This is a genomic window from Rhodococcus marinonascens NBRC 14363 (assembly GCF_001894885.1).
Lineage (GTDB): Bacteria > Actinomycetota > Actinomycetes > Mycobacteriales > Mycobacteriaceae > Rhodococcus_F > Rhodococcus_F marinonascens.
In genome coordinates this window covers 1-11,704 of sequence record NZ_BCXB01000057.1, presented here as the reverse complement: position 1 = coordinate 11,704, position 11,704 = coordinate 1, and the positions used below count along the sequence as shown (strand labels likewise).

The following is an 11,704-nucleotide window of genomic DNA, read 5'->3' as shown; positions in this document are numbered from 1 at the left end:
TTAGAGCGGATGCTTCACACATTCCCCCTGTCGAGGTGGGCCAATCAAGAACCCGAATTGAACTACCCGAGGACATGATGAACACCCGCGAAGACGATCACCACATATCACCTGTGCCTCCTGCCATGCCACCACAACAATGGCCGCAGCGAGTGAGCTACGGATGGTTGGCGGCCCTGGCAATGGCACTGATCGGCGCCGGTATCGGGGTGCTCAGCGTCATGCTTGGGATACGTCGAGACGAGGCCGGAATCACCATCGGATTCGCCGCGTTGACGCTGATGATAATCCTGGTATCAATTGGCATGCTCCAGTTCGTAGGATTTCGTTGGATCCGCTTGTCATCGCGGATTTCATCAACGACCACCGAACACGGCGTCGGGATCAAGATTCCAGCGGACCGGTCGATCTTGCTGTTGGTCGTTCTCCTTGCATGTGGAGCCGTATCCGGATTGACCGCCGCAGCAACCTGGTACATGGATTTCGGAGAGACCCTTCTCCCCGCAAGTAGGGATAACCGTGGTGGAGCGAACGTCATGGCCATCCTGGGCGCCGCGGGATTGGTGATGGCAATCCTCTTCCTGATGTTTCGTGCACCCGCAACACTGCAACTCACGCCTTCCGGTGTTCGGTATCACATACGCCGCCACTGTTTCTTCCGCACCATCGATATCGACAACTGTGCCGACTGGTCGGATATCATTTCGATCATTCCGGAAACGCACATCATCCCGAATTCTTTTTCGGACCTCCACAACCCTCTGGTGAGGGTAACCGTCCGGCAATCGAGCTCTACGAGCACGGATATTGCCAGCGATGAAGAGATCTTGATTCGCGCCCACCTCTTGGTCTCCGAACCGAATACTCTACTTTCCTTGATTAATCGGATGAAGGACCATCCCGAAGACCGTGAACTACTCGCAGAGCCGGAATCGCGGAAGCTGCTGATGCCACCGCCCCTACGCGCGCGGTTCCGGTCTGCGCGCAAATCGAAGAGCTCCCTCGGCACTGACTCAGGGGGCGGGGCACCTCCGGACGTCTGACGCTGCAGGTTTTCTTCAGTGCCGCAAGGGGCGCCACACCCGCGATGATCAAAACATTTCCGACCGGGGAAGGCACGTGTCAACACCACCGACATCAAGCGTTGGAACTAGACCGAGGAACACCATGCAATCTCGAGCAGAAGGTGTATTCGTCTTGGGCAGCAGACACGTGCCATACCTTGAAATGTGGCCACAAAAGCTCAAGTACACCTGGCTTGCATCATTAGCGCTGCCAATATTCGTAGCCTGGGCAGGAGTCATCAGCATCGCCAAGGGTGTTCGACAAAGTGAGGCAGGGATGGTGATCGGTTTCACAGCATTCCTGATGCTGGTAACCGTCGCATCGGTTTTCGCAATAAGGTCCGCCGGATTTCGTTCGGTCTCCCTCTCACGGCGCGTTTTATCGCTCAACGCTGATCATCGCGTCGGAATTCGGATCCCCAAGCGTCGTGATGACGCTCTCCTGGCCATACTGTTTACGTGTGGCGCAGTTACTGGATTGACTACAGCCTCTACTTGGTATTTCGGCTTGGGAGAAACCCTACTTCCGACGAGTCGTGACACAAGCGGCGGTGCAAACTATATGGCGATCGCTGGAATTGTATCCCTACTTCTAGCGCTATTGTCCCTGGCAATCCAGGAGAATGCGGTGCTGAATCTAGCACCTTCCGGAATTCAATACCTAGTCCGACGTCGCCGCTTCTTCCGAACGAAGAATATCGAGACCTTCGTCGAATGGGATCGCGTCGAGAAGATCACGCCAGACACGCAGATCGTCACGACCGGCGCCAGTCAAATTCACAATCCGCTGATAAATATTTGCGCTTCCCCAACGACGGACTCGTATACAGATTCCGGCACCGATGAGGAAACCGTCATTCGCGTTTACCAATTGGTTTCCGAACCGAATACACTTTTTTCGCTGATGCAGTACATGAAGGACCATCCCGAGGAACGTGAACTACTCGCACAGCCAGAATCGCTGAAGCTGCTGACGCCACCGCCCCTGCGCGCGCGGTTCCGGTCTGCGCGCAAATCGAAGAGTTCCGTCAGCAGTAGCTCTGGGACAGCGGCACCTCCGAATGCCTAGCACCAGCACCACAAACGAACCTCTCGATGAAACCCTCGCGGAGCACCTCCAGGCGCTCGGCGTCGCCTGCGAACCATGCAACCCTGAGGCGGCAGACCATCCGCGCGTTTCTGTGCCTCAACTACCCGGCTGGGAACCGGTTCCCGCCGACCTGTTCCCCAACGCCTACCACGTACTGGTGAATCCTTCTCACAGAGAGCAGGAGTGGGTGCCGAACGTGGTTCTGATCCACGGGAGGCTCACTGCACCGGTCGATGCCGAAGCCTTGTTGTCTTGCGGCGGAGCCGACTCGCGTGCCCTGCCCGAATGGCACGAGTACGTGGTGTCCAGGGAGCCCCATCAGGGCCATCCTTCGACATTCATACAAGGCAGCTACACGGTGAATGGCCGCGCGTTCGCCGCAACCAACCGGTACGTCGTCAGCTCGGCCGGATCTTCGCAATTCCTGACCCAGCTCACCGTCACGATATTCCAGAGCCAGGCAGAGGAATTGGATGTTGACGTGGTGATATTCAATTCCGCGCTCAACATCACGATGGGCTGACTGGCCGAACGACCCGACCGGCCTTCCTGCGGCGCTGCCCGACATCGCGACTACACCTGCGCCTTCGTGCTCCCCCGTGACCGAGTGACGGCCCACAGTCCATTCGCGTTATGGTGCAGGTCACCAGGGTCAGCCAACGGAGGCCGACGGAAGAGTAGGGATTACAGCTGTGGAAATTCAGGGAACCGCCGCACTGGTCACCGGAGCGGCCTCAGGCCTCGGTGCCGCCACCGCCAAGCGTCTCGCTGACGCCGGGGCCACCGTGTTCGGGCTCGACCTGCAGCAGTCGATCGAGCGCGCCGGCGACAACGTCCCGGACGGCGTGACCCTCATCGCCACCGACGTCACCAGTGATGACGAGGTGCAGGCCGCCGTCGCGCAGATCGTCGGATCGGGCGTGCCGTTGCGCATCGTCGTCAACTGTGCCGGGGTCGGCTGGGCCGGTCGCATCCTGTCGAAGAAGGGCCCGCACGAACTCGAGTTGTTCCGCACCGTGATCACGGTCAACCTGCTCGGCACGTTCAACGTCATGCGGCTGGCCGCCGACGCCATAGCCAAGACCGACACCGTCGACGAGTCCGGGCAGCGTGGTGTCATCATCAACACCGCCTCGGTTGCCGCGTTCGAGGGCCAGATCGGCCAGATCGCCTACTCCGCGTCCAAGGGTGGCGTGCAGGGCATGACCGTCCCCGCAGCCCGCGATCTGGCGCAGTTCGGCATCCGCGTCAACACCATCGCCCCCGGCATCATCGACACACCGATGCTCGCCGGTGTCACCGACGAGTACCGCAAGGGCCTCGAGGCCGGCGTCCCGTTCCCGTCGCGCCTCGGCCAGCCGACCGAATACGCACAACTCACTCAGATGATCGTCGAGCACGATTACCTCAACGGTGAGACGATTCGTATGGACGGTGCTCTGCGCATGGCCCCACGGTAGGCGACTCAACCGCCGGTGCGTGGTTGACAGCGGGCAGGCCCCGTCCACCACGCATCGGGCGCGCAGCGCCCACTTAGGGGAGGTTGTCATGGGTTTTTATGCAGATCAGGTCCTTCCGCGGTTGATCGACAAGGCTTGCGGAATGAAGGTGACGGTGCCGGAACGTCAACGGGCCTGCACGGGACTGCACGGACGCGTCGTCGAGATCGGATTCGGCTCCGGGCTCAACATTCCGTACTATCCGTCAGCCGTGGAGGTCATCAGCGCCGTCGAACCGGCCGACCTCGGCTGGAAATTGGCGGGCAAGCGGTTGGCGGAGTCGGCGGTACCGGTCGAACGGTCTGGCCTGGACGGCCAGTCCCTTCCCTTCCCCGACAACAGCTTCGACACCGCACTGTCCACCTGGACGATGTGCACCATCCCGGATGTCGACGCGGCTCTTCTCGAGGTCCGACGGGTCCTGAAACCCGGCGGCACCCTGCACTTCGTCGAGCACGGCCTGGCTCCCGACACCAAGGTCCAGAGCTGGCAGCACCGGCTCGAGCCGATCCAGAAGACCATCGCCGGTGGTTGCCACCTCACGCGTCAAATCCCCGAACTATTGACGGGAGCAGGCTTCGAAATCCGAGAGCTCGACCGCTTCTACGAGCAATCGGCGCCCAGATTCCTAGGCGCCCTCTCGCTCGGATACGCGGCCGCACCGCCAATGAACGGTTGAGCTATCTAGCGACTCGTCTGCGATGCGCAGGGCGCCGAACGACTTCCCGCTCATCAACGTAGAACAGCACGAGCGCGCAACAGAGAAGCGATGCGGGTATCCACGTGGCCTCGTGTCCGATGATCCTCGTGCACACGGCGCCGATGACGGCACCCGCCGCGAAACTGCCGACGATCGTGCCGTACACGGCGGTGGTTTTACGCGACTCACGGTCCTTCCCGACGAACCCGGCATAGGCGGATTCGGTGAAGCGCATGAGGTTTCCGGTGGTGGCGATCGCGATGTAGGACAGCGAACCGACAGTCCGGAAGAGCCCGATCTGGAGGGCGGCGACGAATGCGATCGGGACGGTCACCAACGCGTCGGGAACCGTCGAGGGCACAAACCCGACCCCGACGAGGACAGCGATCTGCGCGACCACGGCGACACGGATCGGATGGTTCACCACACGTTTCGCACGGGGACTCTTCAACGAATGGGCAATCGCGACGCCGACGATGAACGCGAGTATCGGCCACACATGCGCGAGCGCGGCGCGAACGTGTCCCTCCGACAGATCAATCCCCATGAGGATGACGTTGCCGGTCTGGGCGTTGGCGAAGACGCCGCCCCGGCTGATGAACGTGTAGGCGTCGAGGAATCCGCTGGCGATGGTGAGCAGCAGGGCAAACCGCAGTGAGGTGGAGGTTTCCGTCGTCAACGCACCCGCCCCCTATAGATCCGTGGCCAGGGGGATTTCCGATTCCGCCCGGTCCGACATCCACTCGCGCAGAACTTTCGTGGCGATCACATCGTCTTCGTTGTACTGCAGCAGACGCTCGCGCTGCGAGAGATCAGGTTCGCCGTCATAGCCGACGGCCTCGCGGTACCAACTCATCGACGCCTCGCCACTCGCATCCGCATCACGCCACCGGAACCCCGCCACGGGGGCGATCTTCTTGAGTCCCTTACCTGCCGGGCAGATGAATTGGTCGCTGACTGCCTGATAGATGTCGACCCACTGCGGGCTGTCGATGAATTCCCGGATCTCGTCCTCGGTGGGGATTCCCGGGGTCCCGACGAACCGACGGGCCGAGTCCAGCAACCACTTATCCTCGGCGGCACGGGAATAGCAGTATGCGGCGAAGGTCTTGCCGCTCAGCGCCGCAGCCTCCCGTTCGGCCATCAGCCACGTCCAGAACTCGGCGAACGAGCGGGCCTCGTCCGGCGTGGGCAACGGATCCCAGCTGACGAACGGCCGATACACCGAAATTCCATCCGCGTTGAGCAACGTCCCCCACAGATAAGCGCCGTGCTCCTGGTAGCTCTCCATGTCGACATCCACCTCGATGTCCGCGCGGGTCACCCGGATCTGCGAGTATCTTCGCACCAACGGCGCTCCCGCCAGCCACGCCTTGGCGGTGACGACAGCGTCCTCGAACGCGCCGTGCGGCCAGTCCTCGATCGGTTCCTGATCCCATGCCGCGAGATCGTCGATGGTGCGGCACCCCGCTTCGCGCAACAAGTCGGCCCGTGACCCCGAGGCCACCAGGCTCACGTCGTGCGTCTGCGTTAACTGCTCCTCGCAGCCCGGCCACCACGGGCACGAACGGCATTCGCCGATCTTCGACGGCACCGTCGCCGATTCTCCGCGCGCGATGGCGAGTCGGTCGACGAATCGCTCGTCGTAGTCTTCGAGGATGGCTGTGAGGTCGTGCACGAAAATCACGTCCGAGCCGTAGCCGATCGCGCCGGCCACGAGCGCCGGACTCGCGAACCCGTGCTGCTCGAGCATCCGGTACACCTGCGCGACGCGCATCTGGTCGCGCGCCTGACCGCGCGGCTTCCGAGCCAGGTCTTCCCGTGGTTCCCACTCGAACATTCCCGACGTGACCGCGCCGCGACCGGGATCGGTGACCTTGTGGTTGACGACGATCACCGGGATGTACCCGCCGCGATCCGTGTCACGGATAAGAATTTCGCAGTGCGCCTTCCTGCCCACGTCCCGATCAAGTGGCAGCACCGCACCCCAGATGCGGTCCGCACCCGCGGCGCACGCGGCCAAGGTGTCCTCGGCGCGCCTGCGCGCACTCTGCTCGCGGTCGATCTGCACCCAGCGATCGGGGGCGTGTTCGGTGAGCGTCCGGCGAATCCCTTCGCGCTTGGCAGTGGCGGCGTCCTGACGTTGGCGGACGCCCGGGTCCTCGGGCGCGGCCGCGAGTTGTTCTGGGAACGCCGCGTCGAGGTGCACGCGATGACGACACCGCGTCAGTGCGCCGGCATCGATCACCGCCCTCGGGACCTGTCCGGGAGAGGCGCGGGGTTCTGATTGCTGACCGATATGGGAACACACAATGACCAAGATTATGTGCTCCCCTAGGCTTACCTCGAAGCACCGGATGCAGTTGGTAGCGTGGGCTGCGCTGAAACACCAGGAAAAGGGGTCTTTTCGATGGGGTTGTTCAAGAAACGAAAGTCCCGAGCCACCCGCAAGGCGGAAGCCAAGGCACTCAAGCACAAGGCCGGAGTGGAAGCGAAGCTGAGCGCACGAAACGAACGGAAGCGCGACAAGGTGGCCGCCAAGACCGGCCGCAAACTCGAGGCTGCCGAACTGAAATCGCAGAAGAAGATCGACAAGGCTCAGATCGCAGCGTTCAAGGCGCAGGAGAAGGCCGCCGACCGGAAGGGTTTCACGGTCGCCAACGTGCGCAAGTACCTCGGTGTCGCTCGACTGCTGACACCGGTGCTGCTTCCGCTCGCCTACCGGGCCGCGACAGTCGTGCGCGCGCAGATCGATGCCCGTCGCGCCGAACGGATGGGCATCGGCGTCGACCAACTCGCCAACTTCACCGGACACGGAGCCAAGCTCAGCGCCCGCATCGCCGGTGCTGAAAGCTCCACCACCGAGATCCTCGGGCAGAAGCCCGACGATGCGGAGACGCAGAAGTTCGCCGCGGCCATCCGCGGCCGCCTCGGCGACCTCAACACCGCCGTCCGCGCGGCCGAGCAGATGCCTCACGCCCGGCGCAAGGCCGCCCACCAAGCGATCGCGTCCGAACTCGACGGCGTCGAAGCCGATCTCCTCGCCCGCCTCGGCGTGCGCTGAAGATCTAACCTCGGTGTACCCCACCCGCCGTGCCCCGACCGCCCCTTTACGGGGTCCGGCGGTGGGGGCGCTGGCGGGCGCTCTCGCGGTCGCGGCACACGGTGTCGGGGGCGGCGGAGTCCCCGATTCCGCCGCATTGACCCTTCTGCTCGTCACATGCGGCGGTGTCGGCGCGATGACGACACACCTGCCCGCTCGCTTCCACGGCAGCCTCGCTCTAGTCGCCTCGCTCGGTCTGGGACAACTGGCCGCACACGCCGCGCTCACCCTCACCGCGCACCCTAACTCTGCGGGCCCGGACGTACCGATGCTCGCCGCGCACGCTGTCGCCACCATGGTCTGCGCTCTGCTGATCGCCAGCGCCGAACGCCTGTACGGGCCGCTCGTCCACGTATGGTGCCTGGTGTTACGGGGCGAACCACAACCGATCTCGACGGCTGCGCAGCCTCATATTTCCTCACATCACACGAACCCCGTGGATGCCCTGCTTCGCGCCAGCATTTCACGCCGTGGCCCACCGGTCCGAGTCTGACCCTCTCCCACCTCAAAGCTCAGACCAGTAAGGACCTATCGATGACACCCATATCCAGCCATGCTTTTTTGACCCCTGGCCCGGCAACAGTGAAAGATCCAACGATTCGGCGTGCCGATTCCGTAACGTGTACGACGGACCCCGGCGTCGGGGTCGGACCCGGCCAGTTCCAGCAGGTCGAACTGTCTTGGGGAACCACTACCCGAGGAGGACGAAGTGTTGTTCCCTGCCACGCAGACCTACAGCAACGCCAGCGCCCGTTGGCTGGGTGGCGCCGGATTCGTTCCCGGCGCGTTCGACCTCAGCGCCGTGGGCCGGAGCCGTCGCTCATGAGCACGCGCACCTCGATCACCGCGATGAAAGTTCTCACCCTCGGTCTGCTGGTCATGCTCACGAGCATGCTCGGCGTGGCCACGGCCTCCGCCCACGCCGCCGCGACTGGCTTCAACCCGGAAAACGGTGCTCAGATCGCGACCGCCCCGGATCAAGTGAGTATCAAGTTCAATGAGCCGATGCAGGAATCGTTCGCATCACTGACCGTCGTGGGGCCGGACGGCAACCTGTGGACCAAGAGTGACCCGTCAGTTGTAGGGACCACTGTCAGCGCCGCACTCGGTGAGCTGGGACCAGCGGGCGAATACACCATCGCGTACCGCGTCGTCTCCGCCGACGGACATCCCGTGAGCGGTACAAGCACGTTTACACTCACCCAGCCGGAGTCGGGCGCGCCGGGCGCCCCGGCCAGCGGCGTGAGCGCCCAGGCCAGCAGTCCGGGTGGATCCGCGGACGGTGGAGTTCCGTTGTGGCCGTTCATCGTTGTGGGCGTGATCGTATTTGCAGGTGGACTATGGCTCGCACTTCGCAAGCCTCGCGCCGACAGCTGAGGCGGACGGGTACGGCGCGGCAGTGGTTGCTGCTGTTCGCCGTACCCACCTCCCTCGTCGGGGTCGCGTTCGGTTGGGCGCTGGCGCGGCCGGAAGGCCACGACCCGTCGAGTGTCGTCCGGGCGATATCCCTACTGCTGGGCTCGGTCGTCCTCGGACTCGCGACACTCGGCTGGTGGAGTCGCACAGGCACTCGTCCCTTCGCGAGGAACGCACGGCTGTGGCAGCTGTCGACGGCGATCGCCGCGGCCTGGATGCTCGCCGAGGGCGTCCTGCTCGCGATGACCGCGTCCGAGGCGGATGCCGAACCTCTGATCGAGCTGTCGGTCGGGCGGTTCGGGCAATACGTGACCGAGATCAGCGCCGGACGCGTCGGCCTGGCAGTTCTCGCATGCACGGTCGCCGCCGCCACATGGTCGGCGATTGCGTTCCGCCGCAAAGACGCCCGGCTCCCCGTCCCGGTGCTGGTGCTCGCGGCGCTCGCCCTGGTTGCCCGACCGATCACCGGCCACATGTCGCAGCAGATGCTCGGCTCGGCACTCGACGTCGTCCACGCTCTGGCCGCCGCCGTGTGGCTCGGGGTGCTCGCCGCGCTCGGTTTGATGCTCCGCTCGCGCGGAGACTGGGCGAAGTGGCTGCCGCGATTTTCTGACCTCGCCGTCTGGTGTGTGTCGCTGCTGACCTTGACAGGGGTTGTGAACGCCGCGGTGAAGTTGGGTGGGGTGACACCGCTGTTCGATACCGGGTACGGCCGCATCGTGCTCGCCAAAATGCTCGTGTTTGCGGTGCTCCTCGGGCTCGGCTGGTGGTGGCGGCGAACCTGGGTCGGCCAGGCCGCCGCTCACCGGATCGACGCTGAAACCTCGCTGAGGCGAGCCACGGTAGAAGTGGTCGCGATGGCCATTGCGTTCGGGCTCGCCGCCGCCCTCGCCACCACCGCCTAACTCGACCGGGCGGGTCTGTGCAGAACGATCTTTCCTCGGCCGCCCCCCTCCTCGCCGGCGCGTTGCGCTCGAGCCGCATCGGTCAGCGCGAACGTGCGGACCGGCGGTAGAGAAAACTCTCCGGCGGCGGCCAAGTCGCCCAGCCTGCGCAATGTCTCTGTGCTCCGATCGTCGGAGGTGCCGGACGAAAAGGTGATTCCCAGATCGAACGCCGCAGCGTCCGACAGTGTCACGATCCGCTCGACGCCCCCACGCAAATCCATCGCAGCCTCGAGCCCACCGTGGCCGGCATCGAGTACGGCGTCGACACCGCCCGGGGCGAGGGCGCGCACCCGACCGGCCATGCCCTCACCGTAGGTCGTGGGCGTCACGCCCAGTTCCCGAAGGGCGTCGTGGTGCCTCACACTCGCGCTGCCGATCACGGTAACCCCGCGTTTGCGCGCCAACTGCGCGGCCATTGTTCCCACCGCACCCGACGCACCGTTGACCAGCACAGTCTCACCGGGTTCGAGGTTTAGCAACCCCAGGGCACGGTCGGCGGCCTCGCCGGCGACGGGAAGCGTGACGGCGTCCGTCCAACTCAATTCACGCGGCTTCGGCACCACCACCGAGGCGAGCGCGTACTCCGCGTAGCCGCCGGTGTCGGACCAGCCGAACATCTCGTCCCCGACCGTCACACCCGTCGCGCCCGGTCCGAGAGCGTCGACCACACCGGCCACCTCGCTGCCGGGGATCTTCGGGAACTTCACCTTCATCACTTCCGCCATCGACCCCGACCGCACCTTCCAGTCGAACGGGTTCACCCCGGCGGCGCGGATGACGAGGCGCACCTGGTTGCCCGCCGGCACGGGTACCGGAACGTCGACGGTCTCAAGAACCTCCGGACCGCCGTAGGAAGAGTACGAAATTGCCTTCATCGTCTGGTTCGCCATATCAACAAATCTCGTCCCTTCGCGGCGGTTTGTCACCGCTTCGAGGCTGGGAACTGCTCGCGAGCGAGGGAACCGTCGACGACGTTGTAGACCGAGTCCATCCGGTAGAGATGGCCACGATCATGCGTCACCAGCAAAGTCGCGACATCGTGCTCCCGAACGACGCCCAAGATCAAGTCCATGATCGCCGCTCCGCGTTCCTGATCGAGGGCACTCGTGGGCTCGTCGACCACCAGCAGCGACGGATCATGCATCAACGCCCGGGCGAGATTGACCCTTTGCCGCTGCCCGCCGGACAGTTGCCCTGGGCGTTTTCCAGTGTGTGCACCAAGCCCGACCGCGTCGAGAAGTGCCCGTGCGCCCGACAGCAGGCGGAAGGCGCTACGTGGAATGCGGTCAGATGGCGCCGAGTTCCCGTGCCCTCGCGACGGCCGAGGTCCGTGACTTGACGCCGAGCTAGCGGTCAAGTCAAGCGGTCAAGTGCGGTCCGGGGATGTGCCGATCGGCTTCTGACCGAACCCGCGTCGGTGCGGGTCCTCGGGGGCTCTTCGATCTTGATCGGCAGCCTGGTAGTGGGAAAGCTCGTCATCGAGCCCCCGTACCGGCCAGTCACCGACCACCGCCACGTCGAACAGTCGAAACACAGGGACGTCGAACGCGACCTGCACAGGTCTAGTTCAAAGAATCCCATTTACATATTCCACTGTTGATTCGACTCACCAGTGCAGGGGGCGATTTGAACCGGGGTGCCGTTGGCGGAGATGCTGTCGGTGACTTCGAGGCATCTGCCGGTGGTGGTTTGAACGATGCTGGCGCCAGGTTGGTTCCCGTCGGTGACTTCGTCGGCGATAGTCCACTGTTGCGTGATATGTCCGGAGCATTTGCCTAGTTCGACGGGCGCAACGCCATCCGGGCTCGGATCATCGCCGAACTGCCCGTAGCCGTCGTTGAGTTCTTGCAGGCACAATCCGGACACCGGGTTGACGATCTCCCCG

General features: G+C 63.9%; 14 protein-coding genes and 1 pseudogene. 9 read left to right on the top strand and 6 right to left on the bottom strand.

The features are described from left to right. The 5 genes from RM2_RS21810 to RM2_RS21790 form a co-directional block, all read left to right on the top strand. Positions 1-1,043, top strand: a 1,043-nt coding sequence (locus RM2_RS21810; RefSeq protein WP_218017264.1) for a hypothetical protein, incomplete at its 5' end; no start/stop codon positions are given. 124 nt (positions 1,044-1,167) lie between these two features. Next, the gene (locus RM2_RS24225; RefSeq protein ID WP_169846795.1) at positions 1,168-2,133 is read left to right on the top strand and encodes a hypothetical protein; all 966 of its coding nucleotides are present in this window, start codon (positions 1,168-1,170) and stop codon (positions 2,131-2,133) included. Further along, positions 2,126-2,677 carry an LpqN/LpqT family lipoprotein gene (locus RM2_RS21800; RefSeq protein ID WP_072691589.1) on the top strand — a complete coding sequence of 184 codons (552 nt, stop codon included), beginning with the start codon at positions 2,126-2,128 and terminating at the stop codon, positions 2,675-2,677. Before RM2_RS24225 ends, RM2_RS21800 begins: the two co-directional genes overlap by 8 nt. Positions 2,678-2,846: 169 nt before the next feature. Then, positions 2,847-3,614, top strand: coding sequence for an SDR family NAD(P)-dependent oxidoreductase (locus tag RM2_RS21795; protein ID WP_072691588.1), 768 nt, complete (start codon positions 2,847-2,849; stop codon positions 3,612-3,614). A gap of 88 nt (positions 3,615-3,702) precedes the next feature. Then, a complete protein-coding gene (locus RM2_RS21790; RefSeq protein ID WP_072691587.1) occupies positions 3,703-4,332 on the top strand; it encodes a class I SAM-dependent methyltransferase in 630 nt (209 codons plus the stop codon). Position 4,333: 1 nt separating this feature from the next. On the opposite strand, the gene RM2_RS21785 is transcribed toward RM2_RS21790, so the two are convergent. After that, positions 4,334-5,032, bottom strand: a complete 699-nt coding sequence (locus RM2_RS21785) for a YoaK family protein (RefSeq protein ID WP_072691586.1) — start codon at positions 5,030-5,032, stop codon at positions 4,334-4,336. Positions 5,033-5,044: 12 nt separating this feature from the next. Then, complete coding sequence (locus RM2_RS21780; RefSeq protein ID WP_072691585.1) at positions 5,045-6,601, bottom strand: TM0106 family RecB-like putative nuclease; 1,557 nt, start codon at positions 6,599-6,601, stop codon at positions 5,045-5,047. A gap of 162 nt (positions 6,602-6,763) precedes the next feature. Here RM2_RS21780 and RM2_RS21775 point away from each other — a divergent pair, with 162 nt between their 5' ends. The 4 genes from RM2_RS21775 (at position 6,764) to RM2_RS21760 (ending at position 9,777) form a co-directional block, all read left to right on the top strand. Then, on the top strand, positions 6,764-7,417 hold the full coding sequence (locus RM2_RS21775; protein WP_072691584.1) for a DUF6474 family protein: 654 nt from the start codon (positions 6,764-6,766) through the stop codon (positions 7,415-7,417). Positions 7,418-7,430: 13 nt separating this feature from the next. Next, positions 7,431-7,949, top strand: coding sequence for a hypothetical protein (locus RM2_RS21770; protein ID WP_072691583.1), 519 nt, complete (start codon positions 7,431-7,433; stop codon positions 7,947-7,949). 329 nt (positions 7,950-8,278) lie between these two features. After that, positions 8,279-8,833, top strand: coding sequence for a copper resistance CopC family protein (locus tag RM2_RS21765; RefSeq protein ID WP_072691582.1), 555 nt, complete (start codon positions 8,279-8,281; stop codon positions 8,831-8,833). Beyond that, the gene (locus RM2_RS21760) at positions 8,797-9,777 is read left to right on the top strand and encodes a CopD family protein (protein ID WP_072691581.1); all 981 of its coding nucleotides are present in this window, start codon (positions 8,797-8,799) and stop codon (positions 9,775-9,777) included. Before RM2_RS21765 ends, RM2_RS21760 begins: the two co-directional genes overlap by 37 nt. On the opposite strand, the gene RM2_RS21755 is transcribed toward RM2_RS21760, so the two are convergent. The 4 genes and pseudogenes from RM2_RS21755 to RM2_RS21740 form a co-directional block, all read right to left on the bottom strand. Further along, positions 9,774-10,694: an NADP-dependent oxidoreductase gene (locus tag RM2_RS21755; RefSeq protein ID WP_072691592.1), complete on the bottom strand. Its 921-nt coding sequence runs from the start codon at positions 10,692-10,694 to the stop codon at positions 9,774-9,776. The two genes, RM2_RS21760 and RM2_RS21755, sit on opposite strands and share 4 nt — an antisense overlap. A 47-nt stretch (positions 10,695-10,741) precedes the next feature. After that, positions 10,742-11,101: pseudogene (locus tag RM2_RS21750) on the bottom strand (ATP-binding cassette domain-containing protein); the annotation flags it as partial. 84 nt (positions 11,102-11,185) lie between these two features. After that, the gene (locus RM2_RS24710; RefSeq protein WP_072691580.1) at positions 11,186-11,377 is read right to left on the bottom strand and encodes a hypothetical protein; all 192 of its coding nucleotides are present in this window, start codon (positions 11,375-11,377) and stop codon (positions 11,186-11,188) included. A 23-nt stretch (positions 11,378-11,400) separates the two neighbouring features. After that, positions 11,401-11,704: RICIN domain-containing protein (locus RM2_RS21740; RefSeq protein ID WP_139277884.1), on the bottom strand; the 304-nt coding region annotated here is incomplete at its 5' end.